This window comes from Phytopseudomonas flavescens (assembly GCF_900100535.1).
Classification (GTDB): Bacteria; Pseudomonadota; Gammaproteobacteria; order Pseudomonadales; family Pseudomonadaceae; genus Aquipseudomonas; species Aquipseudomonas flavescens.
This window is the reverse complement of record NZ_FNDG01000029.1, coordinates 18,730-45,228: the sequence shown is the minus strand read 5'-3', so window position 1 is coordinate 45,228 and position 26,499 is coordinate 18,730. Positions and strand designations below refer to the sequence as shown.

The window sequence follows — 26,499 nt, the reverse complement described above, 5'->3', positions numbered from 1 at the left end:
CAATTTATAGGCTTGGTGAATAATTTCTGAGCATATAAAATAAACTGGATATTCCACCAAGAAATATAGGGCGATACTTCCCCTTGAAAACGGCTGCAGATCAGCGGACTGCCAGGGTCAGCCGCCGAAGCGATAACTGAAATCCAGCCACCACTGACGTCCATAGGGATCGTAGTTACCGGTCGGATAGTAGGGCCAGCCGGCCGAATCGTCTTTCTTCACCTTGTCCAGAAGGTTGCTGACGGTCAGGCCAACGCTGGCACTGTCGCTCAACTGGTAACGCGCACTGGCATTGAGCACCGTCCAGGGCGTCAGGCGCCCATCACCGGCGCCGTTGGTCACGCTGCCATAGCGAATGGCGTGCAGGGTGCTGGTGAAATCCTGGTAATCCCAGGTCAGGCTGGCGTTGACCTTGCTGCGCCAGTCGTACTCGCTGAGGCTGTCGCGCTGGTTGAGGGTTTGCGCATCATCGCCCTCCTTATAGTAATGAGACAGCACCAGGGTATAGCCGATGGTGGAACTGAAGCGCCCGTAGCGACCGGCATCCCAGCGGATATTGCTTTTCAGATCCAGGCCGCTGGCACGTTCGCTGGCGGCATTGATCGCATTGACCTGCACCCGCTGCAGTACATTCGGATCGACGGCCGCATCCGCGGCGTTGCGTTCGACACGCGCCAGCACATCGGCGCAGCGGGCTCCCGTGTCACCGGCGGCACGGCAGGCGGCCTCTTCCTGCAACAGGCGGTTGGCATCGACCACGGTCAGCAGGTCGGTGATCTGCACCCGCCAGTAGTCGGCCGAAAAATCGAAATTGTTGCCCGGCGACCAGACGAACCCGTAGGTCCAGGATTTGCCGCGCTCCGATTGCAAGTCCCGGTTACCGCTCTGGGTGTAATCCACACGCCCTCGGTTGCAGGCCCCGTCGACGCCCTGGCTGCATCCGTAGTAGTCGACCTGGGCTGGGTAGTAACCGTTGCTGTCGGCCTGGTACAGGTAGTTGAGATCGGGGGCGCGGAAGCTGGTGCCATAGCTGCCACGCAGCAACAGGCTGCGCAGCGGACGCCACTCCAGGCCCAGGTTGTAGGTTTTCTGCTGCTCGGTACGCCCGCTGAACTTGTACTGATCCCAGCGCCCCGCTGCCGAGGCCAACAGGGTCTCCGTGAGCGGAATGCTGAATTCACCGCCCACCGCATAACGGTCACGGGAACCACCAGCGTCGCTACCCGGTGCCGTGTTGTATAGCGAGCCATCGTTAAGACGCTGGTCGATATCGATGCTGTATTCCTGCTTGCCGATCTCCAGCACGCCGGCAAAGCCCACCGGCCCGGCCGGAATACTGAAGGGTTCGCCATTGACGCTGGCGCTGAGCAGCTGCGACACGGACTTGCTCTGCTGTTCGACGCTGGTGCGGAACTGCCGCCATTCCTCGGGCATGAGCGGTCGATCGAGGCGCGACGGATCCGGCGCGAAAACCGGGTAACCGTCCTGCTCGCCCAACTGGGGGCCGAGGTAGAAATCGCGGATGCCGGCCAGCGGCGTGTAACGGGTATGCCGGGTGCTGCGGTACTCCGAGCGGTTGGCGGCTATCTGGTAGTCCCAGCCGCTATCGCCGATGCTGTCTTCCAGGCCGACGCTGGCGGTCCATGACACGTCCTTCCACTTGCCATTGTTACTGGTCTTGCCGCCGAGTTCCTCCGGGCCGAACTGCCTGAACCAACGCTCCAGCTGGCCGGTGCTCTGGTTGATGAAATCCGGCGAGGTGAAGCTCGGCCCACGGGTATTGTTCTGCATATGGTCGAAACCGAACAGCAGATCGGCGAACACCTGGCCGGTGTCGCTGAAGTTCCAGGCACCGCGGGTATAGCCGTCGTAGTTTTCCTTCTGGGTCTGTAGGGTCCAGTAGTTGTTGTAGTACTGGTCGGTGGTACAGCGCCCGCCACGCTCCTGCAGGCTACCGCCGAACAGCCCCGAATAGGCCGAACAACCGGGGCCGAGGTATTGGCCGCTGGTCAGGTCGCGCCGGTAGCCCACACTGTGGCCGGACTCGTAGCTGTCCATGAAGCCTCGCTGGTTGCCCCAGATCGGCTCGCGCCGGCTCAGCTCCAGACTGAACAGCCCCTCGAAGTCGCCCCAGGCGCTGCCGCCGGTGATCTGCAGGCGCTGGTTATCGCCACCGCCACGCTCGGTGGTACCGGCACGGATATTGACCTCGACCCCCTCGGTCGTTTCCTTGAGGATGATATTGACCACCCCGGCGATGGCATCCGAGCCGTACACCGCCGATGCGCCACTGCTGAGAAGCTCGATGCGTTCGATGGCCGAGGACGGGATATTGGCCAGGTTGGTGAAGTTGACCCGCCCACCATAGGCGGTCGGGTAATCGGCGACCCGCCGGCCATTGATCAGCACCAGCGTGTGGTTCGGGCCGAGGCCGCGCAGGTTCAGGGCACTGGCCGCCGGTTGCCAGGTGTTGCCATAGTCCTCGCCCTGGGTCATGCCAGTGTTCTGCGTTTGCGTGGCCAGAGCCTCATAGACGTTGCGATAGCCACGCGACTCGATCTCCTGGGCGGAAATCACCGTGACCGGCGATGGGCCTTCGACCTGCGCCCGCGCGATACGCGACCCAGTGACGGTGACCCGCTCGAGCTGCGTTTCGGCGCTGTGCTGTGTTTGCCCTTCCTTGGTCTCGCTGACGGGCGTCCCGACTATGCCCCATCCACGCTCGCCACGGCGCACCTGCAGATCGCTGTCTCGCAAGGCCCGCTCGATGGCCTGCTCGACGCTCAGCGCGCCCCGGATCGCCGGGCTGCTGCGGCCCTGTACCAGGCTCTGCTGGAAGGAGATCGGTTGCCCGGCCTGGCGCGAGATGCCCAGCAACACCTGATCCAGGGAGCCGGCCGGCACGTCGAACTGCAGTGACTGGCTGTCCGTGACCGCACGGGTCTGTGCCTGCACCCTGTCGCTCTGCCCGCCCATGCCAAGCGCCACGGCCAGGGAAAGCACCGCCAACGGATGGCGGTGAAAGGAGATCGGTTGCATTGGGTAATCCCTTGTTGGTTGTGTCACAAGGGATGAGCAGCCGACCTGAGCGTTTTATAGGGCGAGGCTAGATCGTTGGGCTATGTGCTTATCGCGGAACGACAGCATTGAGCTGTCCATACCGCTGCGTCGAACCGAGCGTTCTGGCGGGGCGAGCAGCACAGGCCCGGGCCCTGCCTGCGTGCAACCGTTAGGCCTCCTGTGCGGCCACGCGCCGGACGATCTCCGCCACCTCGTCGAGGGACTCTAGCTCGCTCCATCAGCCATCCGCGACCACCCTGCCCTGGTCGAGCACCTAACCTTGAATCGGCATCAGCACGACATTGACGAGCCCCACCAGCATGAACCCGAGCTGGTAGGCCTCGACACGACCGCTGTCCGAGCTCTGGTAAAAGCCGTCGACCACCTTGCCTAGCAGTAGAGCCGGCACCACGCGGGCCAGTTTCGACAGCAGGATCACGCCTATGCCCAAGCAGAAGCCGCGTCGGCATTTGAACGACGAACGGTGCAAATCTTCAAGCATGTTGCAGCTGGCTCCAAAAAGTCGATGCGGGTCGTTTTCAGCTCGTACCGAGCAATGTTGGAATCGGCTTGAATCTATTCCTGCCTCAGGAAATGGAGGATCTTCCTATCGAGCGAGTAAACCCAGGCATCAGCAATGCCCCCGGGTAGAGGCAGGCGCTCTGGGACAATGCCCTCTCGCTGAGCACCGACACGCTCGGCAACTCGTCGACTGGCTTCGTTGCCAAGAGCGACCACTATTTCCAGACGCGTCAGGCCCAGCTCATCGAAACCAAACGGGATGATGGCGCGCACCGCTTCACTGGCCAGACCGTAACCTTGCTTGTCTTGATGTAGCCAATAGCCAATTTTTCCGCAGCCAGCACCGTAATCAACCTGATTTATCGCAACACTGCCGCACAACTGCCCAGATTCACGCAGAAATATTCCTAGATTGAAGGCGCTACTGTTTTCTTGCGCGCGCTGGCAATGGGCGATCCAGCTCTCAGCGACTGCGAGTGAGTAGTTGGTGTCGCACCAGGGGAGCCAGCGCCCGACAGTATTGATCGAGGCCTGTGCCGCTTCGTGCAAGGCTGGCGCATCCTCTGCCACATAGGAGCGGATCAATAGTCGTTCGGTATGGATGAGCATGAAGTGCGGGGCTCCTTGGTATTGCATGGATGAGTACGCCAAGCTGTTTTTTCCAGCCAGACCTTAGAAATGCGTGCTGTGTATATGCCAGGGGCGGACGGCCTTCCTCCCCTGGCAGGCCTATCAGAAAAACCTGTATTCAAACCCCGCCTTGAAATAACGCCCCAGCAAGTCGTACTGGGTATAGTCGCTGTATGTCGTGCTGTAGACAGGATCGTAGGGCGGGGTCTTGTTTTCCAGATTATTGATGCTGGCGAACAGCGTGAGATCCTTGAAGCCGCCATAACGCAGGGTCCAATCGAATTGGTTGTAAGCCTCGATACGTCCTTTGGAACCCGGGTAGTCACTCTGATAGGCCTGCTTGTAGCCACCGGTGTAGTACCAGGTCAGGGTGTTGCTCCAATCGCCATAAGCCCAGGTCAGGGCGGTGGTTCCCTTCCATTTCGGGAAGGCATAGGGATAGTTGCTACCAGCCGCGTCCTGCAGAGGCTGCCCGGCAGCTGGCTGCCAGCGCCAGTTCCGTACATAAGTCCAGTTGCCATTGACACTGAAATCGCCGTAGCCGGCGGTGGGTATCCGCTGGTTGAGCTCCAGGTCGAAGCCGTCAGTAACCAGATTGGAAAGGTTCTGGAAACGGTTGTAGATGGTGACCAACTTACCGCGCTCGTCGCGTATCACGTCCTGTGGATGGCTATCCTCGTTGTCGACTACCCACTGGTTGCTATTGGTGTCGATCACATTGCGCTGCTTGATGTGATAGTAATCGACGCTGAGGCTGGTCAACGGCGTAGGCGATATGACCACGCCCAGGTTGACGTTCTTCGAGCGTTCCGGCTGGAGATCGGGATTACCGGCGATAATGCGAGTCGGGCTGACTACAGCGCCGGGGCGGTCAGGATCTCGGGCATCCACCACACCGCCATAGGCGACGCTGGTGCTATCGGCGACTTCAGGTAGCGAGGGCGCCCGGAAGCCCCTGGAAAATGCCCCTCTTACCAGGAGTTCCGGAGCCACCTGCCAGCGGATGCCATATTTGGGCGAAAAGGCGCGGCCAAAATCACTGTACCAATCGGTACGGCCCGCGATGTCAACCTCCAGATTGTCCAGTAGGGGGATGTTGAATTCGCCATAGACCGCCTTTACGGTGCGGGCGCCATCGATGTCGGCAATAGCCGGGGATACCTGCTCGCCACTGAGGATCTCGTCAGGTGTTTCCGAACGGATACGTTCGCGCCTCGCCTCGCTGCCCCAGGCGAATCCGACCGGGCCAGCAGGCAGATCGAAGAATTCCGCATTGACCATCTTCAGATCGACGGCGCTGGTGGAGGAACGCGCCTGACGCTCGGTGCCGATACGCAGTTTGTCTATTGTCGCGGCACTGTTTTGCGACGGCTCGAGAAAATTGTAGCTGCCATCGGCGAGCACTTCACGCAATCCCCAGGCACTGAGGAAGTTCTTGGTGTTCTCCCGTTCGCGGCTGACCGTTTGATAGGCAGTGGTTTCCCACTCCCAGGCATGCCAGTCGCCGCGCAGCCCAGCCAGTCCACGGAAAAACCGATTCTTGTTGACCTTGTCGCGGCGCCCGAGGTCGCCCAGGTTGTATTGAATCTGGACATCCTCGCCATAGGGGTTACTCGGATGGCCCACTGGCAGCACATTCGAATAGGCCGGCACGAGCCCTCCCGTTTCTGGATCGTAGACAGTGGTATTACTGGTGACGGAATACGGCGCCCCAAAAATCGATGCATTGCGGCTCTCGGTGTAGATGGCCTCACCGAACGCTTCAACGTCATTGGCTAGTTGCACCCGACCGCTGAAGTAACTTTGGTAACGCTCCGTTTCGGGAAACAGTGTTTTGTAGGACTGGCCATTGAAGGCGCAGGATGAGCCGGGTGTAGTACTGCCCAATGCGGCATTTTCCACACGGCTGGAGCCGAAGGGGCAAGTGGGCAAGGCTTCGGTGTACTGTCCCTGCGGCCCTTGGCGGATAAAGCGCCCGGCGATCCCCCAACCATCGTAGGCCCCACCCCCTGGACGATTGCTGAAGTTGCCACTGCGCGTCTGATGACGATCATCGGCATTGAGTTGATCGCGCTGATAGCCGTCGAAGGTAAAGGAAAAATTGTAGCCATCGTCCACAAAATCACCCGCACCACCCAACACCTTGAAACTCTGCGAGCCAGCACCGCCCTCGTCCGAGGTTCCCAGGTCTCCGCCCACGGTCAGCCCCTGAATATCCTGGCGGGTGATGATGTTGATCACACCAGCGATGGCATCGGAGCCATATACCGCAGAAGCACCATCCTTGAGCACTTCGATGCGTTCCACCATACTCTTGGGCAGCGAGTTCAGATTGACAAAGGTGTCCTGCAAATTCTGCGCAAAACCGTAGTTCGCCAGCCGTCGACCATTGACCAGAATCAGCGTGTTCTTCTGCGACAGTCCACGTAAGGCGACCCCCGACGAGCCCGTGGAGAAACTACTGGTGAATTGTTCGTTGAAGCTCTGTCCGCTGTTGGCGGAAATGGAGCGCAGCAGTTCGGGCAAAGTCGATTTGCCACTTTTCTCGATTTGTTCAGCATCAATCACTTGCACCGGGCTGGAACCCTCTGCCTCGGCACGACGAATATTGGATCCGGTCACGACCACCCGGGCAAGGGCAGTATCAGTCGCTGCGACATTTGCGCTGTTCGGTGTAACCGCCGAAGCCTCCACACTCCAACCGCGCTCACCATGCCGTACCCGCAGATCGCTGTCTTGCAAGGCCCGCTCGATGGCCTGCTCGACGCTCAGCGCGCCCCGGATCGCCGGGCTGCTGCGGCCCTGTACCAGGCTCTGCTGGAAGGAGATCAGTTGCCCGGCCTGGCGCGAGATGCCCAGCAGCACCTGATCCAGGGAGCCGGCCGGCACGTCGAACTGCAGTTGCTGGTTGTCCGTGGTCACGCTGCTCTGCGCCTGTATCTTGTCGCTCTGTACGCCCATACCAAGCGCCACGGACAGGGAAAGCACCGCCAGCGAATGACGATGAAAGGAGATCGGTTGCATTGGGTAATCCCTTGTTGGTTGTGTCACAAGGGATGAGCAGCCGACCTGAGCGTTTTATAGGGCGAGGCTAGACCGTTGGGCTATGAGCTTATGGTCGAAGCAAGGGGCCGGCATCCCGGCGCTCAGCGCTGCGCCGTCGGCTCGTCGCGAACCTGATCCGCCGCCGGTGCACGCCCCTCATCGTGGATGCGCCCATCGCTCTGGTGTGCCCAGAGGCTGTGGTAGATACCGCCGCGGGCGAGCAGGTCGGAATGGCTGCCATCTTCGACGATCCGCCCCTGGTCGAACACCAGGATGCGATCCAGTTGGGCGATGGTGGACAGCCGGTGCGCCACCACGATCACCGTCTTGTCGCCCATGATCCACTCGAGGCTTTGCTGGATGATGTGCTCGGTGTGCGAATCCAGGCTCGAGGTGGCTTCGTCCATGATCAGCACCGGCGCATCCTTGAGCAGCACGCGGGCGATGGCCACACGCTGGCGCTGGCCACCGGAGAGTTTGACCCCGCGCTCGCCGACCAGCGTCTCGTAGCCGTCGGGAATGTCGCGGATGAACGTGTCGGCATAGGCCTGGCGCGCCGCGTCGTGGATCGCTTCGGCGCTGGCATCCGGCCGGCCGTAGCCGATGTTCTCGGCCAGACTGCGGTGGAACAGGCCGGGCTCCTGGGGGATCAGGCTGATCTGCCGGTGCAGGGCATCCTGAGTCAGGCTGCGAATGTCCACGCCGCCCAGTAGCACGGCGCCCTGCTGGGGGTCGTACAGGCGCAGCAGCAGGCTCAGCAAGGTCGACTTGCCCGACCCCGAATAGCCCACCACACCGACCCGCTGTCCGGCGGGGATATGCAGGTTCACCTGCTGGAAGATCGGGCGTTCGGGGTCGTAGCCGAAGGTCAGGTCGCGCAGCTCGATATCCGCTCCCGGCACCTGCCGATCCTGCGCCTGCTCCAGGTCGCGCATATCGTGGGGCTGCAGCAAGGTGCGCACGCCATTCTCGATATTGCCGCTGGCTTCGAAGAAGTGCAGGAACTGATAACTGAGAAACCGGGCATTGGTCACGATCAGCATGCCCAGGGTGACGGTCATCACGAATTCACCGACATTGATCTGCCCACGCCCCCAGAGATGCAGAGCCAGCACCACCAGCCCGAGGCGCAGCAGCAGGGCCATCGCATCCTGGAACCAGCGAATGCGCTCCATGAACCAGAACGAGCGCCGGGCGGCGGCCTTTTCGCTGCACAAGTAACCATCGAGGTAGCGCTGTTCATAGTCGCCGCGGGCAAACAGGCGCACGCTGGCGAGGTTGGTGATGGTATCGACCAGATTGCCGCTGGTGCGGCTGCGCGCCTCGGCATGGGCTTTGGCAAAGGGCTGCGCCCGACGCGCCAGGCAATAGGAAATGCCCACGAACAGCAGCGTCCAGGCCAGCAGGCTGGCGCCCAGCCACGGCGAGGCCAGGCTCAGCAGCACCAGGGACACGACCAGCGTGGTGAGGATGGGCAATAGCTCGACGCTGACCAGGAACAGGATATCCAGAACCCCCAGGGTGGTTTCGCTGACCCGCTGCGACAGACTGCCGGCGAAATGCTCGGCGAAGTAGCGGTGCGAATGACGCCGCAGGTACGCGAACAGATCACCGGTGATGCGCCGCTTCTGCCGGGGCCGTATGACGATGAGCACCGCGCCGTTAGCCCGTTCGAAAATTATCGCCAGGGCGGCGAACAGCGCCAACACGCCCACCGCAGCCGAACTCTGGTGCAACACCTCACTGCCTCGCCAGATGCCATCGCTGATCGCCGTGGTCAGCTGGCCGATGGCGTAGGGGATCAGAGTGGCGCTGATCGCCGCGCCCAGCTGCAGACCGAGGATCAGCAGATACCAGACCGGGTAGGCGTGCACGTAATGCCAGACGAAGGCGGCGGGACTGTGGGGCAATCGCGGTATGGCGTGGGAAGGTCGGCTCACGAAGCGTCCTGATGATGTTGCGATAAAGTCAACGCGGCCAACGATTGCTCGAGCGGCCGGCGATACATTTTCTTGTGCAGCGAACAGCGATTTTTTATAGGCCATCATCGCTGTCGCTGCCTTCCGGAAACGGCCAACGGCATTGAAGGTCTGCCGCACCGCACTGCGTGGCCATCGAGCCTGCCGACGTAGCGCTTCAGCGCTCTTCGATAACGACCCAGTACGGGGTTCTATAACTGATGTGGATGGGCAATGACTCTTCCAGCAGTTGCAGGCTGAGGTCGCTGTCGTCGAGCGGATAGATGCCGCTCAGGCGCAACTGCGCGACCTGCGGCGAAACCTGCACGATCCCCCGCCGGTAGGGCCGCATACTGTCGATCACCTCGCCCAACGGCTGATCGCGCACTTCCAGATGTCCGCCAGTCCAGGCACCTTCGCTGCCGCTGGCGGTACCCAGCTCGAGAATCCGCTCGGCGTCGAAGCGGGCGAACTCCCCCGCCTTGATCAGTTGGCGCGTCCCGCCGTTGGTGACGATTTCCACCTGCGAATGGAACATGACGATATGCGTGGCCGCCTTCTCCTCGCGCACCAGGAAACGCGTCCCCAGGGCGCGCATGCGCCCGCGCTCGCTCTGTACCACGAAGGGCCGCTGGGCATCCTTGGCGACGTCCACCAGCAGTTCGCCTTGTTGCAAGTGCAACAAACGCTGGCTCGCGTCGAATTGCGTGCGAACCCAGCTGCGCGCATTGATCGTCAGTTTGCTGCCGTCCTCCAGGGTGAGCTGCAGGCGCTGGGCCGTGGTGGTCGTTATGACATCGTCCTCGCCGAGAATGCGGTAGCCCAGCCCCAGACCGAGCATCACCACCAGCCCCGTGCCGAGGAAGCGCCGCCGGCCGGAAGGCGCGTTCAAGGTATGCAGCAGCCTGTCACGCGGCATGCGTTGCAGTGCCTGGACATCCAGCGTTCCCAACCCGCCGCCCATCGCGGCGAACACCTCGGCATGCCGGATATCGCTGTCACGCCACTGCGCGAAAGCCTGGAGCTCGGCGGCATTGGCCTGGCCGGACTGCAGCAAGGCCAGCCATTGCGCCGCTTCGTCGATGATGAGCTCATCTGGCCGACGAGCATTCATTGTTCGGCCATGGCCAGATAGCAACGTTTGAACGCTTCGGCCATGTACTGCTGTACGCGGCTGGTGGACACGCCAAGCTGCTCGCCGATCTGGGCATAGGTCAGACCATCGAGCTGATGGCAGAGAAAGGCGGCCTTTGCCCGCGCCGACAGGCCGTCGAGCAGGTGGTCGACCTGCACCAGGGTTTCCATCAGCAGCGCCTGCTCCTCGGGTGACGGGTGAGGCCCATCGGGTGACTGCGCGAGCGCTTCCAGGTAGGCCCGCTCCAGATCCTGGCGCCGCCAGCTCTCGTACATCAGGCGCCGCGCGATGGTGGTCAGCAGTGCCCGAGGTTCGCGGATGGCGCTCGGGTCCGGCAGGGTCAGGATCCGCAGGAAGGTTTCCGAGGCGATGTCCTGGGCACTATGCGGACAACCCAGTGCCCTGTTCATGCGCCCACACAACCAGCCGTAATCGCGCTGGAACATGCGCGCGATCAAGCTGCGCCGAACATCGCTACTCATAGACTGGCTCCCTGCATGCGGCACGCATCGGCTTGCTCAAAGGCATGAAATGTGCACCAGGCGGGTATCGGCAAGGAAGGAATTAAATATAAGAAAAATATAACCAAAAAGAATAAAACGTTCTCTGAATAGTCAGTAATTGCCGCCTGGGCGGCCACCCAAGCTGGCGCGCTTGTTCCGGGGTGTGGAGCAGGTGGCGGCCACGCCGAAGTTCGTGGTGCTCAAGGCGACGAAGTAACGTCTTTGACACTGGGTATCGCTGCGCTCGCCCCGGGCTACAGGTCGTAGCCTGCGGTTGAGCGCAGCGATACCCAGGAGTCTCCTCGCTCAGTCGATCAGGCCGTCAGCGTCGTAGAACGGATACGGCCCGGGGTATTCACCGAACACCCCGGTGTGCGTGACCAGACCATGCTCCGCGTGCCAGTGGTGCAGCAGGTAGCCAGGCGGCTCCAGGTTGAAGTGAGCAGGCGCGGCAGGCTGCAGGTCCAGCACGATCTGGTGGGAAATGCCGGGGCACACGCAGCTCAGGCTGCCGGCGAAACGCCGTTGTATCGAGCGGTGCAGGTGCCCGCAGAGCAGGCGCTCGACCTGCGGGTGGCCAGCGATCACCCGCTGCAGAGCCGCCGCATTGCCGAAGGGTTGAAGATCCATGTGGCCGATGCCGCTGATGAACGGCGGGTGGTGGAGGATCAACAGGGTCGGCACCTCGGGGCGCCGCGCGAGCTGCCCGTCCAGCCAGTCCAGTTGGCTATCCTGCAACCGCCCGCCATGGCAGCCGGGGATGCTGGTATCCAGGCCGATCAGGCGCAGCGGATGGCTATCGACCACCCAGTCCAGTGGCGCCTGTGGCGACGACGGCAGATACGCGTGATCGGCGAATGCCGACAGCAGGTGCGCGCGATCATCGTGGTTGCCGGGCACCAAGTAATAGGGCATGGCCAGGCGCTGCAGCTCGGGGCGCAGCACGGCGTACTCGTCCGGCTGACCGAAATCCACCAGATCGCCGCTGATGACCACGATATCCGGACGTGGGTGGCTGGCGTTCAAATGATCGACCGCGCGGCGCAGCGCCGCGAGGGTATCGACCACGCCATAGCTCAGCTTGCCGCCGGCCTTGAGGTGCAGATCGCTGATCTGCGCGATCAGGAAGGTCGTGGTGCGGTCTTGGCTGGGGATTGCATCAGGCATTGAGGCTGAACACGCGTTGGGGCTCGACGGCCAGGTTGATCAAATCGCCGGGGGCATGCAGGCGGTCGTCGCTGCTGTCCACCGACAGCGGCTGCGCGCCGCCCACGTCGACCAGCAGGCGGCTCTGCGCGCCCTGGAAGAATTGCCCGAGCAGACGCCCGCGCACGTGGCCGGGGGCACTGGTCACCTGCAGGTGTTCGGGCCGGCAATACAGGGTGCCCGGCAGCTCGCTGGCGCTCCAGGGCAACTCGCCGCCGTTGACCTGCACGCCATTGGCCGTACGGCCGAGCACCGCGAAGGCATTCAGAGTGCCGATGAAGTTCGCTACGAAGGCATTGGCGGGCTGCTGATAGAGCGCTCGCGGCGTGGCCAGTTGAGCGATGCGCCCGCGCTCCATGACCAGAATGCGGTCGCCAAGCGCCATGGCCTCGCCCTGATCGTGGGTGACGAACACGGCGGTAATGGCCAGCTCGCGCAGCAACTGGGCCAGCTCGCTGCGCAGGCGCTCGCGCAACTGCGCGTCCAGCGCCGCCAGCGGCTCATCCAGCAGCAGTACCCGTGGCCGTGGCGCCAGGGCACGGGCCAGGGCAACCCGCTGGCGCTGGCCGCCGGACAACTCATGGATGGCGCGCTGGCCGTAGCCCGGCAGGCCGACCAGTTCGAGCAGTTCGGCGCAGCGCCGATCGCGCTCGTCACGTGCCATGCCGCGCACCTTGAGGCCATAGACGATGTTGCCCGCCACGTTCAGGTTGGGAAACAGCGCATAGTTCTGAAACACCATGCCCACGTCACGGCGCTCGATGGGCAACTGGGTGACATCCTGCGCGGCAAAGAACACCTGTCCGGCATCCGGGCGCTCAAGGCCGGCGATCAGGCGCAGCGTGGTGGTCTTGCCGCAGCCGGACGGGCCGAGGATGGCCAGGGTCTCGCCAGCGTGGATATCCAGGCTGAGGTCATCCACGGCGACGGTGCCGTCGGCGAACGCCTTGCGGCAGTTCTGCAGGCGAATGGAGGTAGCGGTCATCGTTGGCCTCCACGGGACAGGCGTGCGCTGATGGCCTGCAGGGCGATCAGCAGCGGCACGATCATCAACAGGAACAGCAGGGTGTAGGCGCTGGCGACTTCCAGCCGCGCCGAGGCGTAACTGTCGGCGAGGCCCACCGGCAGGGTCTTGGTCATCGGTGTATGGAGCATCCAGGTCAGGTTGAACTCACCGAGGGACAGGGTGACGACCATCAGCACGCCGGCGAGGATGCCGGCCCGGCAATTGGGCACCACCACGGTGAAGAAGCGCCGCAGCGGGCCGGCGCCGAGACTGGCGGCGGCATCTTCGAGGGTCGGCAGGTTCTGGCGTTGCATCACCGCCATGACCGGGCGCACCAGAAACGGCAGGGTAAACAGCACGTGGCCAACCAGGATGAACAGCCAGCTGCCACGAAAGCCGCCGAAGTGGCCGTAAGTCAGCAGCAGCGCGAGTGCGCTGGCCAGGCCCGGCATCGCCACCGGCAATACCATCAGTTCTTCGAAGGCGCGGCTGAAGCGGTTGTTCATGCGCACCAGGGCGTAGGCCGCCGGCACGCCGATCACGCAGACACACAACGCGCAGGCCACGGCCAACTGCATGGACAACCATACCGTAGGCGAATAGGCCTGCCAGACCTGCACGAGCCAGTCGAAGGTCAGGCCGCTGGAGAGGCCCTGGAAATAATTGCGGGTCAACCCGGCGAGCAGCGACAGCAGCACCGGCACCAGCATGAAGGCGCAGACCAGGCAGGTGAAGATCAACTGCGCGGCAAAAAGCGTCGACCGTTTCATAGCAGCCCTCCGGATTGCCGCACCCACTTCCTGACCACCAGCAGCACCACCCAGGTCAGCGCGCCAAGGACCACCGACAGCGCCGCAGCCACGGTGAAGTTGGCGTAGTTGGTGAACAGGCTGTAGATCGCCACCGGCGTGACGTTGAGCTGGGTGCCAAGGGTGAACGCGGTGCCGAACGCGCCCATCGAGGTGGCAAAGCAGATCGCGCCACAGGACACCAGCGCGGGCATAAGCCCCGGCACGATGACGTCCCAGGTGACACGCCAGTGGCTCGCGCCAAGCGATCGAGCGGCCTCCTCCAGGCTGGTGTCCAGGCTTTCACTGGCGGCCATCACGGTGAGGATCACCCGCGGTATGGAGAAGTACAGATAGCCGAGAAACAACCCAGCCAGCGAGTAGGCGAAGATCCAGCGCTCGCCCACCAAGCCCATGCCAAGCGCCGCGAATAGGCCCTGACGGCCGGCCAGCAGAATCACCAGAAAGCCCACCACCACGCCGGGGAACGCCAGGGGAAAGGTCAGCAGGGCGACCAGCGCCGAGCGTCCGAAGAAACGCTGGCGGGCGAGAAACACCCCGCTGATGCTGCCCACCAGCAGCGCCGCCAGGGTCACCGACGCCGCCAGCACGCTGGTCTGTGCCAGGCTGCCCAGGTATTGGGCACTGCTTAGCACCTGCCAGTAGCCACTGCCCGCCTCGCCACGGCTTTCGCCGCCGAGCAGCACCAGATGGGCCAGCGGCAACAGCCAGAAGGCCAGCAACACGGCGGCAGCCGGCACCAGCGCCACGGCAGCGCCGGGCCGCCAGCGCCACAGCGGCCGGCGGTGGGCCCTCACGGCAGCGCGGTTGCTCAGGGCGCGGCTCACCTCAACGCACCTCTTTCAGGTAACGCGCGGCGAAGGCTTCCTGCACCGCAGCCATCTTCTGGTAATCCACCACGCCGGCCCGGGCGTAATCGCTTTCCGGCAGGAAGCGCGCCGCCACCTCGGCTGGCATCTGCACCGGCCGTACCGGCCGCAGGTAGGCATTGGCCCATAGCGCCTGGCCCTGGTCGGAGAGCACGAAGTCCAGCACCTTCTCGGCATTGGCGCGGTGCGGGGCGTTGTCCACCACGCTCATCACGTAGGGCACGCTGATACTGCCCTCGCTGGGAATCACGAAGGCGACGTTGGCCTGGTCCTTGTAGCGCGCGCGGTAGGCGTTGAAGTCGTAGTCGACGAGGATCGGCAGCTCGCCGGACAGCACCCGCGCGTAGGCGGTCTGCTTGGGCACCACCGGCGAGTTGCCCGCCAGCTTGTTGAAGTAGTCGATGGCCGGGGTGAAGTCGTCGAGGTCACCGCCCATGGCGCGGTTGATCGCTACCGCCGACACGTAACCGACGAAGGCGCTGGACGGGTCGAGGTAACCGACCATGCCCTTGTACTCGGGCTTGAGCAGGTCGGCCCAGCTTTGCGGCACCGGCAGGCCGCCGAGTGCGTCGACGTTGACCATGATGCCCAGGGTGCCGGAATGGATGGCGAACCAGTGACCGGCCGGGTCTTTCAATCCAGCCGGAATGTCGTCCCAACCCGCAGGCTTGTAGGTGCCGACCACCCCGGCATTCTGCGCCTGCAGGCCGAAGGTCACGCCGTAATACACCACGTCGGCCATCGGCGCCGCGCGCTCGGCCACCAGTTGCGCCAGCGCCTGGCCGGAATTCTTGTTGTCCAGCGGCACCTTCACGCCGGTGCTCTCGGCGATCGCCGCGAGCTGCGCGCCCCAGTCCGCCCACTCCGGCGGGCAGTTGTAGCAGATCGCCGTTTCGGCGGCGTGGCTCAGGCTGGCGGTAGCGCACAGCAACAGGGCCGCAAGGGTTTTACGCAAGCGGATCATCGGGCGTCTCCTCGAGGGGGCGGATACTCCCGCCTGGCCGGATATGGCACGGCAGGTAATGGGAAACGGGGGCGGCACCGGCGATCTGCGCCAGCAACTGGTCGATCACGGTGTGCGCCATTTCGGCGATGGGCTGCACCACGCTGCACAGCGTCGGGTGCATCTGGGTGCCCAGAGCGATGCCGTCGAAGCCCATGACCGACAGCTGGTGCGGCACGCTCCAGCCGTTGCGGCGCAACGCGTTGATCAGGCTGATGGCCAGCAGGTCGTTGGAACAGAGCAGCGCGCTGGGCGCCTGGGGGCCGCGTAGCCAGGGCTCGATGGCGGCGAAGTCGGCCTGGGTGTGAGCAGGCATTTCGATCAGCGGCAACGCCGCCAGCCCTGCCGTGCACATGGCGTCCCGGTAGCCGGCGTAACGCAGTCGGGCACGGTCGGACTGCACTGCCGAGCCAGCCACCACGCCGATTCGCCGGTGCCCCGCCGCCAGCAGATAACGGGTCGCCGCCGCCATGCCGACACGGTTGTCCACCGACACGGCGCTGTAACCGGGGTTCTCGGGCTGGTTGTAGGCCAGCACGAACGGCGTGTCCTCGCGGGCAAGATCCTGCAGCACGCGATTGCTCTGAGTATCCGTCACCGTCAGCACCAGGCCGTCGACACGCTGGCGCAGCAACTCCTCGACCACCACGCTTTCGCGCTCGGCGTCGTAGTCGGTGGTCGCCAGCAATAGGTTGTAGCCTCGCGAGCGGGCCACCTGCTCCATCGCCTGGAACTGCTCGGCGAACACCGGGTTGAACAGGTTGGGCACCACCACACCGATCAGTTGGGTGGTCTGCAGGCGCAACTGGCGGCCCAGGCGGTTGGGGCGAAAACCCAGCTGGCGGGCCGCAGCGAACACCTGCTCGCGGGTGTGCGGGCGCACCATGTCCGGCGAGGCAAAAGCCCGTGCGGCGGTGGCCCGCGAAACGCCTGCCCGTAGGGCGACTTCTTTCAGATCCGTCATGTTCGCTCGCCTTGAGATCGATCTCATTGGCGAGCAACTTAGCGAGCGCAGATGGCAGTAGCGCGACACGGGAATGACAGTTCGGTTTCAGAGCGTTTTGTGATTGCCCAGCGAGAAAAGTGTCACTAAAGTGATACTTTCCTTCACGCACAGAGCTCCATCATGAAAGTCGAACTGGTCACCAACCTGAAGCGACAGGCCACCAAGATCCTTGCCGATCTTCACGAATCCAAAGAGCCCGTACTGATCACCGAGCACGGAATGCCTTCGGCTTATCTGGTGGACGTCGATGACTATCAGTTCATGCAGAAACGCCTTGCACTGCTGGATGCCCTCGCGCGAGGCGAACGAGCCGTGGTCGAAGGCAATACCATCAGCCATGAACAGGCCAAGGAACGGCTGAGCAAATGGCTGAAATAGTCTGGACGGCCCCCGCGCTCGAACAACTCGAGGATCTGGCGCAGTACATAGCCCTCGACAAACCAGATGCCGCACGAGCAGTCGTCAAAAAGGTGATTGAAGCGGTCGCACGCTTGGCCGAGTTTCCGATGTCCGGCCGCGTTCCTGCCGAGTTGCCAAACGCTCTCTATCGCGAAGTCGTCGTCCCGCCCTGCCGGATTTTCTACCGCGTTTCGGATACAACGGTTTTTATCATCCACATCATGCGAGAGGAGCGCGTACTACGCGCCCATATGCTCGAGTGAGCCTCATTGTGGTGACGCAAAATCGTGGGTGAGCGTTAGTCAGCACATGCAACTAGCCTCTTCCAGGGTGTCACGTTGCTCGCACCGGGCTACAGGTCGTAGCCTGCGGTTGAGCGCAGCGATACCCAGGAAAGTCTTGAGGCTGCTCTCCCTACAAGGTCAGCGTAAAGCGCGACAGCAGCGCGCCGGGCAACGCCATCGAACCGGTCTGGCGGGCGCCGTAGGTGCCGTTTGGCAGCAGCAGCTCAGGCTCGCGGGTCAGGGCTTCCAGGTTCGGGCCGAGGAAGTCGAACAGCGAGTCGTCGAAGCGCATGGTATTGACCGGCGCCCGGATGCGACCGTCCTCCACCCAGAAGGTGGCGAAGCGGGTCATGCCGGTCAGGCGTCCGGCCGGCAGGTCGGAGAAGTTGCTGTACCACAGGTTGCCGATATACAGCCCGGTGTCGAGGCGCTGCAGGATCTCGCCCTCCTCCAGCTCGCCGCCTTGCAGGCGCAGGGAAAATGGGTACTCGCCGCTGCCCGCGCCGTTGGCGATCAAGCCATATTCGGCTGCGCTGCGTGAGCTGACCAGACGCTCGCCGGGCTGCCCTTCGCTCAGCAGCCGCAGCGGCTGACGCGGGCCCTCGCGGGTGAAGGCAGGTGCCAAACCGCCTTCGATACGCTCGTCGAGGGTCACCTTGGCACTGAGGCTGGCGCTCCCGGCGAACAAGCGCTGCAAGGGACTGCTGCCTGTGGCCAGCGCCTGGGCGGAAAAACCCCAGGCGAACAGCCCGAACAGCTCTTCCAGTGCAGCAGGCGTCAAGTAGGCACGGTAAGCCCCCGGTTTCAGTTCATGGGCGGGCTTGCCCAGGTGCTGCAGCTGTTCACGGGCGAACGCCAGCTTGCGGTTGAAGGCCTGGGGATCCCAGCGTTCGCCGGCATAACTGCTTTTCACCGCTTGGCCATTTTCATGGAACAGGCTGAATTCGAAGTTGAAGCTACTCGCCGCGTGCCAGCCGAAGGCGCCCCAGGAGCTGGCGAAGCCCTGATATTGCGGCCCGGCGGCATAGAAGCCGACCAGATCCAGCCCGGCTGACGCCTCGTTGATCTGGGCGATGGCGGCCTGGCTGTCCTGAATCCCCTGACCCGCAGCAGTTTCACTGCGCCAGGCTTCACGATTCAGACGCAGGTAAGGATCGTCGGCCAGTGTCGGCACTACCGCGCGCAGGCGCTGCAGGGCCTGGTCAAGACGCAGTTGGTCATCCGCGAACACCCCGCTCAGGGCCAGTTCGAAGTCGCCATGTCGCTCGCCCTGGTACAGCGCCAGGGTGGCGTACACCTGCTGCGTCTGGCCGGCCTGGCGTACGCGGGCGTGGTTGAAGCGGATAAAGTCCGAAGCCTCGGCCTGGTACTCCAGGGTAAAGCCCTCGCCGGCCTGCAGCCCGGCGTTCAGGTGCGCGAGCAGCGCTTCGAAATGCTGGCGTGCGTTCATCAGGCCGCCCCTCCGAATATGTCCACATCGGCAAACACGCACGCCGGCGTGGCGTGGCCGACGCGGATCACCTGGTTCGGTTCGCCCTTGCCGCAATATGGGGTGCCCAGCACTTCGAAGGTACTGGCATCGCCGACGGCCTTGAGGTTGCGCCAGAACTGCGCGGAGATGCCGCGGTAGTTGGGGTTCTTCACCACGCCCTTGAGTTCGCCGTTGTCGATCAGCCGGCCCCACTCGCAACCGAACTGGAATTTGTTGCGTGCATCGTCGATCGACCAGGAGCGGTTGTTGCTCATCACAATGCCCTGCTCGATGCCCGCGACCAGCTCCTGCAGGCGTTGCGTACCGGGCTCGACATTGAGGTTGGCCATGCGGTCGAGGGTCGGCCGGTTCCAGCTGCAGGCACGGCTGTTGGCGACCCCCTGCAGACCGCTGCGCCACTGCGACAGCGCCCCGCCGAGCGGTCGCTGCAGGATGCCCTCGCGGATCAGGTACTCACGCTGCGCCGGCGTGCCGTCGTCGTCATGGCGGTAGCTGGCCAGCTCGCCCGAAACCGTCGGGTCGAAGGTCACGTTGAGCAGCGGCGAGCCGTATTGATAGCTGCCGAAATCTTCCTGGCGGATAAAGCTGGTGCCGGCGAAATTGCGCTCGTCACCGAGGATGCGATCCAGCTCCAGTGGATGGCCGATGGACTCGTGGATCTGCAGGATCATCTGATCCGGCATCAGCAACAGGTCGCGGTGGCCGCTTGGCGTGTTGGGCGCCAGCAGCAACTGCAGCGCCTCGTCGGCAATACGGCTGGCGGTACCGATCAGCCCCAGCTGATCGATCACCTCCGCACCGCCCTGGCGTGCCAGGTGAGTGCCGCCGAAGCTGCGGCTCTGGCTGTCGGCGCCATCGCTGGCGGTCACCCCCAGTTGCGGGAACACGTAGTGCTGGGCACGCCGCAAACGGGCACCGGCGCTGTTGAGGTAGATCTGCTCGGTGGCGGTGAAGCTCAGGCCCGCGTACCAGTCAACGAGGCGCTCGTCACGCGGCACCCGCGCCGACTCGGCCGCCAGCAGCTCATACCAGTGGGCCGGGCTGGCCAGGGATCGCTGGTAGCCGGGCATCACGTCATCGGCCTGCTCATGGGGCACCGGTAGCTCATGCATATCGAGCAGATTGCGGCCCGCAAGCTGCCGCGCCAGCGCTTCGGCCCTGTCGAGCGCTGCCTGCAGCCCGGCCTGGCTGAGATCGCTGGTCGCCGCGTAGGCCTCCACGCCAGCGATACGCACGCTGAGCATGGCGCCTGCATCGTCACCGAACGACGGCGCCAGCGCCACGTTGCGGCGCACCCAATAGCGCTCGGTGGTTTCCCGCACATGGCGCAGCGACCAGAAGTCGGCGGTGGAATGCAGGGCGGCGAAGCGGCGTTCTAGGGTTTCGCTGAAGGCGAACATGGGGGCTCCCTTGGTAGGCGGCATAGGGAGTCAGTATGGGAATAAGTGCCGGGATGAGGCAACCAGAGCGCCGGCGAGCATGCCTTAGACGGATGGCTATTTGATAGCGTAGTGTCGGAAGCGTTTTTTGTATTCGTGCGCGATTAACAGCAAGACCGCACCCTGATAAGTAATGATCTCCCGGTTAGGCAGCATGCTTTTCAGTATTGCAATGGTGGATGAAAAGAGCGTCATCCACCCTACTTGCTGCATGGAAACGTCTCAACAGGACGCGTCCGAGGCATTGTCAGTTCGGCTCATAAATACTACGCGGAGCGTCAAGTCTGCATTTCCACGCAGCAAGTCGAAGGACATCCGTAGGGTGGACAACGCGAAGCTTGTCCACCATTTTCAAAACATTGTCCCGAATGAACTCGGGTTAGCCTGGGGTCAGTGCCTTGCTCCGGGGCTTGGCTGCGGGGCGCCTCGTCCTTACTGTGTCTTGCAAGATTGCCCCTCCTCACAACCGCGAGCATCGACTCATGATGAAAAACCTGACCCTCAGCGCCATCACCACCTTGCTTATCGGGCTGTCGGGTTTTGTCCAGGCCCAGGAAACGTCATCGCATCTGGACAAGGTGCTGGAGGAGGGACAGCTCGCGGTGTGCACCACGGGTGATTACACGCCGTATACCTTTCTGCGCCAGGATGGCGAGTACGAAGGCATCGATATCGAAATGGCCCAGTCGCTCGCGCAAAGCCTCGGGGTCAAGGTGCAGTGGGTGCCGACCACCTGGAAAACCCTGATGCCGGATATGGTGGCGGGCAAGTGCGATATCGGCATGGGCGGCATTTCGGTGACGCTGGAGCGCCAGAAGAAGGCCTTTTTCAGCAGCACGCTGGATGTCGACGGCAAGATTCCCCTGGTGCGCTGCGAAGACGTGTCACGTTACCAGACCGTCGAGCAGATCAACCAGCCGTCGGTGCGCCTGATCGAGCCGGCCGGCGGCACCAACGAAGCCTTCGCGCGGGCTTTTCTGCCAAAGGCTCAGCTGGGCTTCCATGACAACAAGACCATCTTCCAGGAACTGCTGGATAAGCGCGCCGACGTGATGATCACCGATTCGTCCGAGGCCCTGTACCAGCAGAAACGCATGCCCGGCCTGTGCGCCGTCAACCCGACCAACTACATGCAATACGGCGAGAAGGCCTACCTGCTGCCCCGCGACGACATGACCTGGAAGAGCTACGTCGATCAGTGGCTGCATTTGAGCAAGGCCACCGGCGCGTATCAGAAAACCCTGGGGCATTGGCTGGCGGTGCCGGCGCAGTGATTGGAGGGTTCCGACGCGGAGCATGCTGGCCCATCAGGAACAGGAGGGGCGGCCGATCGGCAAGAGCGTACTGCCAGAGCACTCTGCCCGCTGTATCAGGCCTAGCTGTCGTGGCGCTGAATAGCACCGGAATGCCCGCGCAAAGGTCGCCAACGCCCCGGCGCCTCTAGCGGTATTGATCGACAAATTGCCGAACCAGTGCATTGTCATTCTGGCGGCAGGCCAGGGCCACGGTGGTGCGACAGTCCTCGTCGGCCAGGGCGATCAGCCGAACGCCGGTCGGCGTGATGGCCTGCATGCTAAGCGGCAGCAGGGCGATACCGAAGCCTGCCTGGATCAGTTGCAGTTGGGTGGTCTTGCGCGACACCACGCGCGCGGCACGCGGGTAGAAGCCGGCACGGGTACAGAGCTCGACCGCCCTGTAACTGAGCCCACCGCGTTGCGGATGAGGAATGGAAACGAAGGATTCGTCGCGCAGCTCGGCAAGGCTCACCGACGAGGCTTGCGCCAGGCGGTGCTGGTCCCCCACGGCCAGCAGCATGGGCTCGTCGAACAGGGCGTGCAGGACCAGACCGTCGTGCTGGCGTAGCACGGGCAGGCGTATCAGGCCGATGTCCAGGCGTCGCTCGCTCAGTTCCTGTAGTTGAGCCTCCGAAGATTGCTGGGCGATTTCCATGCGTACGTCCGGGTGCGCGGCCAGGTAGCGCGCCAACCGTTCCATCAGCAACCCGCTCAGCGGCACCGTACTGGAATGGTTGAGGCGCAGGGTACCGCGTTGTCCGCGAGCGATTTCCAGGGCCTGCTGGCTGGCGGCCTGCAGCTCGGTGAGCAAACTGCTGGCGCGGGCGAAGAAGGCCGCGCCGGCATCCGTCAGCACCGGCTGGCGTGCGGTGCGCAGGAACAGCGCGGCCTGCAGCTGGTCCTCCAGCGCCTTGATCTGCCGGCTCAGGGCCGACTGAGCGATGAACAGGCGCTCGGCGGCAGCGCTGAAACTGCCGCATTCGACGATGGCGACGAAATAGTGCAACTGCCGTGTAGAGACCATGAGTCATGCCTTATCGAGATAGCAAAAGGACTTTTATCATATTGGTCGGCATATCTCGAACACCGCTAGAGTATGCGCAGATACCCTGCATGGACGGCACCCGATGGATCTCGCTGCACTGTTCGCTTCGCTGCCGTTCTCACCTATGGATTGGCTGCTGATCGCCGTGACCCTGGCCGGCGCCTACGTGGTCTTCGGTATCGCCGGCTTCGGAACTGCCCTGGTGGCGGCGCCGTTGCTGCTGCACGTCATGCCGCTGGCGAAGATCATCCCGCTGCTGGTACTGCTGGACTTCGTCGCCGCGCTCGGCAACCTGCTGCCGTCGCGCCAGGACGTGGCGCGCCGCGAGTTGCTGCGCCTGCTACCTTGCATGGCGCTGGGCTGCACCCTGGGCGTGGTCTTTCTGCTCAGCCTGAAGTCAGACTTACTGCTGTTGGCGATGGGCGTCTTCGTGACCGCCTACGCGCTCTACAGCCTGGCGTCAACGGTGCGCCCAGCCACGCTGTCACCACGCTGGGCCGTGCCAGCGGGGGTGGTCGGCGGCCTGTTCGGGGCGTTGTTCGGCAGCGGCGGGTTTCTCTATGCGATCTACCTGAATGCGCGTCTCCCCGACAAGGACCAGGCCCGGGCGACTCAGAGCGCGCTGATCAGTTGCAGCACGCTGATACGCTTGGCGTTGCTGCTGATCGCCGGGGTGTACGCCGACGCGGCGCTGCTGTTGCTCGCCGCCTGCCTGCTGCCGGCCATGGCGCTGGGCCTGTGGGTGGGCCGTCGCCTGACGCTGAACATGTCCCGCGAGCGCTTCGTGCGCCTGGTGACCTGGCTGGTGCTGGCCAGCGGCATCGTTCTGGTGGGGCGCTATTTCGTCGCCGGGCCTGGCTAGGGATGGCACACCTGTTTCGCCGCACGGCTTGTGTGATTCAAGGGCGGCGAAGCGGGTTGCAGCAAGTAGGGTGGACAACGCGAAGCTTGTCCACCGTTTTCACGGTTGATCCCTTGGTGGATGAATAAAGCGTCAGCTATGCGCCCCGATCCACCCTACGGGGCGGCGTTACGGCGTACTCAACCCCGCCGCACTCATGAATAGCCGCAACAAGTACGACACCAGCCCCAAACTCAGCACGCTGACCGTCCAGATGCCGGCCAGCCAGGCGATGCGTTGCCAGAGGGGTTTCTTTTCCGTGGCCTTGTTCATCAGTGGTACCCCTGGTCAGGCGTCACCTTGCCGCGGAATACGTAGTAGCTCCAGGCGGTGTAGACGAGGATGAACGGAATGATGAACAGTGCGCCGACCAGGGCGAAGCCCTGGCTCTGCGGGGGCGCGGCGGCCTGCCAGAGGGTCAGCGAGCCGGGCACGATGTTCGGCCACAGGCTGATGCCCAGGCCGCTGTAGCCAAGGAAGATAAGCACCAGGGTCAGTACGAATGGCTTGCTGTTGTCGTGGTTGGCCACCGAGCGCAGCAGGTGGAAGAAGGTCGCCAGCACCAACAGCGGCACGGGCAGGAACCAGAACAGGTTGGGCAGGCTGAACCAGCGCTCGGCAATGCTCGATTGAGACAGTGGCGTCCACAGGCTGACGATGCCGATCACGGCCAGCAACAGCAGCGCCAGGGGCCGGGCCAGCCTGTGCATCTGTTGTTGCAGGCGCCCTGCGGTTTTCATGATCAGCCAGGTGCAGCCGAGCAGCGCATAGGCGGCGATCAGGCCCAGGCCGCTGAACAGCGGGAACGGCGCCAGCCAGTCCAGCGAGCCGCCGGAAAACGCCCGGCCTTCGACCGGAATACCCTCGATGAAAGCCCCCAGCGCCACGCCCTGAAAGAAGGTCGCCGCCAGCGAGCCGCCGATGAAGGCCTTGTCCCAGATATGCCGTTTGTGATCCCTGGCCTTGAAGCGGAACTCGAAGGCCACGCCGCGAAACACCAGGCCCAGCAGCATCAGCATCAATGGCAGATACAAGGCACTGAGCACCACCGAGTAGGCCAGCGGGAAGGCGGCGAACAGCCCGGCACCGCCCATCACCAGCCAGGTTTCGTTGCCGTCCCACACGGGTGCCACGGTGTTCATCATCACGTCGCGTTCGCCCTTGTCCGGCACGAACGGAAAGAGGATGCCGATGCCCAGGTCGAAGCCGTCCATGATCACGTACATCATCACGCCGAAGACGATGATCACCGCCCAGATGACGGAAAGATCGATACCCATGGTCATGCCCTCCCGGTCGCCGTGCTGGTGATCGAATCGCTGTCGTCCAGGCCTTCCTTCGCGGCGGACAATGGTCGCGCCTGCGTGTGCCGGGTTCCCGGCCCGCCGTCATGCTGATGATCGCCTTCGCCGCTGACCGGCCCTTTGCGCACCAGGCGCATCACGTAGCTCATGCCGGCGCCGAACACGGCGAAGTAGACGACCACGAACAGCACCAGGGTGATCCCCAGTTGCGCCGCGCTGTGCATCGACACGCCGTCGGCGGTGCGCATCAACCCGTAGACCACCCAGGGCTGGCGGCCGATCTCGGTGGTGAACCAGCCGGCGAGGATGGCGATCAGGCCAGACGGCCCCATCCACAGGCAGAAATACAGGAACGGGCGCGACTGGTAGAGGCTGCCGCGCCAGCGCAGCCAGAGGCTCCAGAGCCCAGCCAGGATCATCAGCATGCCCATGGCGACCATCACCCGAAACGACCAGAAGACGATGGTCGAGTTAGGCCGGTCCTGCTTGGCGAACTCCTTCAGCGCGGGTACCTGCTTGTCGAGGCTGTGAGTCAGGATCAGGCTGCCCAGGTACGGCACCTCGACCTTGAAGCGGGTTTCCTCGCGCTGCATGTCCGGCCAGCCGAACAGGATCAGCGGCGTCGGCTCACCGGAGCTGTTGTCCCAGTGGCCCTCGATGGCGGCGATCTTCGCCGGTTGATGCTCGAGGGTATTGAGGCCATGGAAGTCGCCGATCACCGCCTGTACCGGGGCGACCAGCAGGGCCATCCACAGCGCCATGGAGAACATCTTGCGCATCGCCGGGGTGTCGCGCCCACGCAGCAGGTGCCAGGCCGCCGACGCGCCGACGAAGAACGCGGTGGCGAGAAACGCGGCAGTGGCCATGTGCGCCAGGCGGTAGGGGAACGAGGGGTTGAACACCACCGCGAACCAATCCACGGGAATCACCCGGCCGTCGACGATCTCGAAGCCCTGGGGCGTCTGCATCCAGCTGTTGGAGGCGAGAATCCAGAAGGTCGAGATCAGCGTGCCGATCGCCACCATGATCGTCGAGAAGAAGTGCAGCCCCGGCCCGACGCGGCTCCAGCCAAACAGCATGACACCGAGAAAACCCGCCTCGAGGAAGAATGCGGTGAGCACCTCATAGGCCAGCAGTGGCCCGGTGACCGAGCCGGCGAAGTCCGAGAAGGCACTCCAGTTGGTGCCGAACTGGTAGGCCATCACCAGCCCGGACACCACGCCCATGCCGAAGTTGACGGCGAAGATCTTCGCCCAGAAATGGTAGAGGTCGCGGTACACCGCTTGGCCGGTCTTCAGCCACAGGCCCTCGAGCACCGCCAGGTAACTGGCCAGGCCGATGGTGATGGCCGGGAAAATGATATGGAAGGAAATGGTGAAGGCGAACTGGATGCGCGCGAGATCCAAAGCCTCTAGGCCGAACATGGGAGCGTCCCCTCGATCAGGTTATCGGTTATCGATTTTCTAGTTATCTGCAACCCAGACAGAGCGAAAAGCGTCTTGATCTGGATCAATCGATCAACGAAAGACTACGCCCCGTCTCGGCGCTTGCCGCCGTGGTCGGTTGCCGCGCGACAGGCCGTCACGTG

At 63.4% G+C, this 26,499-nt stretch carries 23 protein-coding genes; 4 read left to right on the top strand and 19 right to left on the bottom strand.

The genetic code is table 11. The features are described from left to right. Positions 1–117: 117 nt before the first annotated feature. The 13 genes from BLR94_RS25200 to BLR94_RS25140 all read right to left on the bottom strand — a co-directional run bounded on the left by BLR94_RS25200 (position 118) and on the right by BLR94_RS25140 (position 16,710). Positions 118–3,039: a TonB-dependent receptor gene (locus tag BLR94_RS25200; protein WP_084308635.1), complete on the bottom strand. Its 2,922-nt coding sequence runs from the start codon at positions 3,037–3,039 to the stop codon at positions 118–120. Between the two features lie 295 nt (positions 3,040–3,334). After that, positions 3,335–3,562, bottom strand: coding sequence for a hypothetical protein (locus BLR94_RS25195; RefSeq protein WP_084308636.1), 228 nt, complete (start codon positions 3,560–3,562; stop codon positions 3,335–3,337). Positions 3,563–3,636: 74 nt separating this feature from the next. Next, complete coding sequence (locus BLR94_RS25190) at positions 3,637–4,191, bottom strand: GNAT family N-acetyltransferase (protein ID WP_167359810.1); 555 nt, start codon at positions 4,189–4,191, stop codon at positions 3,637–3,639. Positions 4,192–4,314: 123 nt separating this feature from the next. Continuing rightward, the gene (locus BLR94_RS25185) at positions 4,315–7,236 is read right to left on the bottom strand and encodes a TonB-dependent receptor (RefSeq protein WP_208601370.1); all 2,922 of its coding nucleotides are present in this window, start codon (positions 7,234–7,236) and stop codon (positions 4,315–4,317) included. 122 nt (positions 7,237–7,358) lie between these two features. Continuing rightward, complete coding sequence (locus BLR94_RS25180) at positions 7,359–9,197, bottom strand: ABC transporter ATP-binding protein (RefSeq protein WP_244158264.1); 1,839 nt, start codon at positions 9,195–9,197, stop codon at positions 7,359–7,361. Between the two features lie 196 nt (positions 9,198–9,393). Further along, a complete protein-coding gene (locus BLR94_RS25175) occupies positions 9,394–10,329 on the bottom strand; it encodes a FecR domain-containing protein (RefSeq protein ID WP_084308638.1) in 936 nt (311 codons plus the stop codon). Continuing rightward, positions 10,326–10,832 carry a sigma-70 family RNA polymerase sigma factor gene (locus tag BLR94_RS25170; RefSeq protein ID WP_084308639.1) on the bottom strand — a complete coding sequence of 169 codons (507 nt, stop codon included), beginning with the start codon at positions 10,830–10,832 and terminating at the stop codon, positions 10,326–10,328. Before BLR94_RS25170 ends, BLR94_RS25175 begins: the two co-directional genes overlap by 4 nt. A gap of 327 nt (positions 10,833–11,159) precedes the next feature. Continuing rightward, positions 11,160–12,020, bottom strand: a complete 861-nt coding sequence (locus BLR94_RS25165; protein WP_084308640.1) for a phosphodiesterase — start codon at positions 12,018–12,020, stop codon at positions 11,160–11,162. After that, positions 12,013–13,044, bottom strand: a complete 1,032-nt coding sequence (locus tag BLR94_RS25160) for an ABC transporter ATP-binding protein (protein WP_084308641.1) — start codon at positions 13,042–13,044, stop codon at positions 12,013–12,015. Before BLR94_RS25160 ends, BLR94_RS25165 begins: the two co-directional genes overlap by 8 nt. Next, a complete protein-coding gene (locus BLR94_RS25155; protein WP_084308642.1) occupies positions 13,041–13,835 on the bottom strand; it encodes an ABC transporter permease in 795 nt (264 codons plus the stop codon). The genes BLR94_RS25160 and BLR94_RS25155 overlap by 4 nt, the downstream gene beginning before the upstream one ends. Beyond that, positions 13,832–14,650: an ABC transporter permease gene (locus BLR94_RS25150; protein ID WP_167359811.1), complete on the bottom strand. Its 819-nt coding sequence runs from the start codon at positions 14,648–14,650 to the stop codon at positions 13,832–13,834. The genes BLR94_RS25155 and BLR94_RS25150 overlap by 4 nt, the downstream gene beginning before the upstream one ends. Before the next feature lie 52 nt (positions 14,651–14,702). Beyond that, positions 14,703–15,707 (bottom strand): ABC transporter substrate-binding protein, encoded by a 1,005-nt coding sequence (locus BLR94_RS25145; RefSeq protein WP_084308644.1) that lies wholly within the window; start codon positions 15,705–15,707, stop codon positions 14,703–14,705. Next, on the bottom strand, positions 15,691–16,710 hold the full coding sequence (locus BLR94_RS25140; RefSeq protein ID WP_084308645.1) for a substrate-binding domain-containing protein: 1,020 nt from the start codon (positions 16,708–16,710) through the stop codon (positions 15,691–15,693). The genes BLR94_RS25145 and BLR94_RS25140 overlap by 17 nt, the downstream gene beginning before the upstream one ends. 162 nt (positions 16,711–16,872) lie before the next feature. On the opposite strand from BLR94_RS25140, the gene BLR94_RS25135 reads away from it, so the two are divergent. Next, positions 16,873–17,130, top strand: a complete 258-nt coding sequence (locus BLR94_RS25135; protein ID WP_084308646.1) for a type II toxin-antitoxin system Phd/YefM family antitoxin — start codon at positions 16,873–16,875, stop codon at positions 17,128–17,130. Continuing rightward, on the top strand, positions 17,118–17,414 hold the full coding sequence (locus BLR94_RS25130; RefSeq protein WP_084308647.1) for a type II toxin-antitoxin system RelE/ParE family toxin: 297 nt from the start codon (positions 17,118–17,120) through the stop codon (positions 17,412–17,414). Before BLR94_RS25135 ends, BLR94_RS25130 begins: the two co-directional genes overlap by 13 nt. A 151-nt stretch (positions 17,415–17,565) precedes the next feature. Here the strand turns inward: BLR94_RS25130 and BLR94_RS25125 are convergent, their stop codons facing one another. Beyond that, positions 17,566–18,885 carry a TldD/PmbA family protein gene (locus BLR94_RS25125; RefSeq protein ID WP_084308648.1) on the bottom strand — a complete coding sequence of 440 codons (1,320 nt, stop codon included), beginning with the start codon at positions 18,883–18,885 and terminating at the stop codon, positions 17,566–17,568. Continuing rightward, positions 18,885–20,327, bottom strand: a complete 1,443-nt coding sequence (locus tag BLR94_RS25120; RefSeq protein WP_084308649.1) for a TldD/PmbA family protein — start codon at positions 20,325–20,327, stop codon at positions 18,885–18,887. The genes BLR94_RS25125 and BLR94_RS25120 overlap by 1 nt, the downstream gene beginning before the upstream one ends. Positions 20,328–20,851: 524 nt before the next feature. On the opposite strand from BLR94_RS25120, the gene BLR94_RS25115 reads away from it, so the two are divergent. Then, positions 20,852–21,640, top strand: a complete 789-nt coding sequence (locus tag BLR94_RS25115) for a transporter substrate-binding domain-containing protein (RefSeq protein ID WP_084308672.1) — start codon at positions 20,852–20,854, stop codon at positions 21,638–21,640. 166 nt (positions 21,641–21,806) lie between these two features. Here the strand turns inward: BLR94_RS25115 and BLR94_RS25110 are convergent, their stop codons facing one another. Then, complete coding sequence (locus BLR94_RS25110) at positions 21,807–22,685, bottom strand: LysR family transcriptional regulator (RefSeq protein WP_084308650.1); 879 nt, start codon at positions 22,683–22,685, stop codon at positions 21,807–21,809. 103 nt (positions 22,686–22,788) lie between these two features. Here BLR94_RS25110 and BLR94_RS25105 point away from each other — a divergent pair, with 103 nt between their 5' ends. Continuing rightward, positions 22,789–23,568 (top strand): sulfite exporter TauE/SafE family protein, encoded by a 780-nt coding sequence (locus BLR94_RS25105; protein WP_084308651.1) that lies wholly within the window; start codon positions 22,789–22,791, stop codon positions 23,566–23,568. A 168-nt stretch (positions 23,569–23,736) separates the two neighbouring features. Here the strand turns inward: BLR94_RS25105 and BLR94_RS25100 are convergent, their stop codons facing one another. The 3 genes from BLR94_RS25100 to BLR94_RS25090 are packed head-to-tail and all read right to left on the bottom strand — an operon-like array spanning position 23,737 to position 26,335. Further along, positions 23,737–23,880: a DUF2474 domain-containing protein gene (locus tag BLR94_RS25100; protein ID WP_084308652.1), complete on the bottom strand. Its 144-nt coding sequence runs from the start codon at positions 23,878–23,880 to the stop codon at positions 23,737–23,739. After that, a complete protein-coding gene (gene cydB, locus BLR94_RS25095; RefSeq protein ID WP_084308653.1) occupies positions 23,880–24,887 on the bottom strand; it encodes a cytochrome d ubiquinol oxidase subunit II in 1,008 nt (335 codons plus the stop codon). Before cydB ends, BLR94_RS25100 begins: the two co-directional genes overlap by 1 nt. Before the next feature lie 2 nt (positions 24,888–24,889). Continuing rightward, entirely contained in the window at positions 24,890–26,335 is a 1,446-nt protein-coding gene (locus BLR94_RS25090) for a cytochrome ubiquinol oxidase subunit I (RefSeq protein ID WP_084308654.1), read from the bottom strand. Positions 26,336–26,499 lie beyond the last annotated feature (164 nt).

Bases quoted from the DNA above. Each gene is read 5' to 3' on its own strand.
- BLR94_RS25200 (WP_084308635.1), bottom strand. From the start codon at position 3,039: ATGCAACCGATCTCCTTTCACCGCCATCCGTTGGCGGTGCTTTCCCTG.
- BLR94_RS25195 (WP_084308636.1), bottom strand. From the start codon at position 3,562: ATGCTTGAAGATTTGCACCGTTCGTCGTTCAAATGCCGACGCGGCTTC.
- BLR94_RS25190 (WP_167359810.1), bottom strand. From the start codon at position 4,191: ATGCTCATCCATACCGAACGACTATTGATCCGCTCCTATGTGGCAGAG.
- BLR94_RS25185 (WP_208601370.1), bottom strand. From the start codon at position 7,236: ATGCAACCGATCTCCTTTCATCGTCATTCGCTGGCGGTGCTTTCCCTG.
- BLR94_RS25175 (WP_084308638.1), bottom strand. From the start codon at position 10,329: ATGAATGCTCGTCGGCCAGATGAGCTCATCATCGACGAAGCGGCGCAA.
- BLR94_RS25170 (WP_084308639.1), bottom strand. From the start codon at position 10,832: ATGAGTAGCGATGTTCGGCGCAGCTTGATCGCGCGCATGTTCCAGCGC.
- BLR94_RS25165 (WP_084308640.1), bottom strand. From the start codon at position 12,020: ATGCCTGATGCAATCCCCAGCCAAGACCGCACCACGACCTTCCTGATC.
- BLR94_RS25160 (WP_084308641.1), bottom strand. From the start codon at position 13,044: ATGACCGCTACCTCCATTCGCCTGCAGAACTGCCGCAAGGCGTTCGCC.
- BLR94_RS25155 (WP_084308642.1), bottom strand. From the start codon at position 13,835: ATGAAACGGTCGACGCTTTTTGCCGCGCAGTTGATCTTCACCTGCCTG.
- BLR94_RS25145 (WP_084308644.1), bottom strand. From the start codon at position 15,707: ATGATCCGCTTGCGTAAAACCCTTGCGGCCCTGTTGCTGTGCGCTACC.
- BLR94_RS25140 (WP_084308645.1), bottom strand. From the start codon at position 16,710: ATGACGGATCTGAAAGAAGTCGCCCTACGGGCAGGCGTTTCGCGGGCC.
- BLR94_RS25135 (WP_084308646.1), top strand. From the start codon at position 16,873: ATGAAAGTCGAACTGGTCACCAACCTGAAGCGACAGGCCACCAAGATC.
- BLR94_RS25130 (WP_084308647.1), top strand. From the start codon at position 17,118: ATGGCTGAAATAGTCTGGACGGCCCCCGCGCTCGAACAACTCGAGGAT.
- BLR94_RS25125 (WP_084308648.1), bottom strand. From the start codon at position 18,885: ATGAACGCACGCCAGCATTTCGAAGCGCTGCTCGCGCACCTGAACGCC.
- BLR94_RS25120 (WP_084308649.1), bottom strand. From the start codon at position 20,327: ATGTTCGCCTTCAGCGAAACCCTAGAACGCCGCTTCGCCGCCCTGCAT.
- BLR94_RS25115 (WP_084308672.1), top strand. From the start codon at position 20,852: ATGAAAAACCTGACCCTCAGCGCCATCACCACCTTGCTTATCGGGCTG.
- BLR94_RS25110 (WP_084308650.1), bottom strand. From the start codon at position 22,685: ATGGTCTCTACACGGCAGTTGCACTATTTCGTCGCCATCGTCGAATGC.
- BLR94_RS25105 (WP_084308651.1), top strand. From the start codon at position 22,789: ATGGATCTCGCTGCACTGTTCGCTTCGCTGCCGTTCTCACCTATGGAT.
- BLR94_RS25100 (WP_084308652.1), bottom strand. From the start codon at position 23,880: ATGAACAAGGCCACGGAAAAGAAACCCCTCTGGCAACGCATCGCCTGG.
- cydB (WP_084308653.1), bottom strand. From the start codon at position 24,887: ATGGGTATCGATCTTTCCGTCATCTGGGCGGTGATCATCGTCTTCGGC.
- BLR94_RS25090 (WP_084308654.1), bottom strand. From the start codon at position 26,335: ATGTTCGGCCTAGAGGCTTTGGATCTCGCGCGCATCCAGTTCGCCTTC.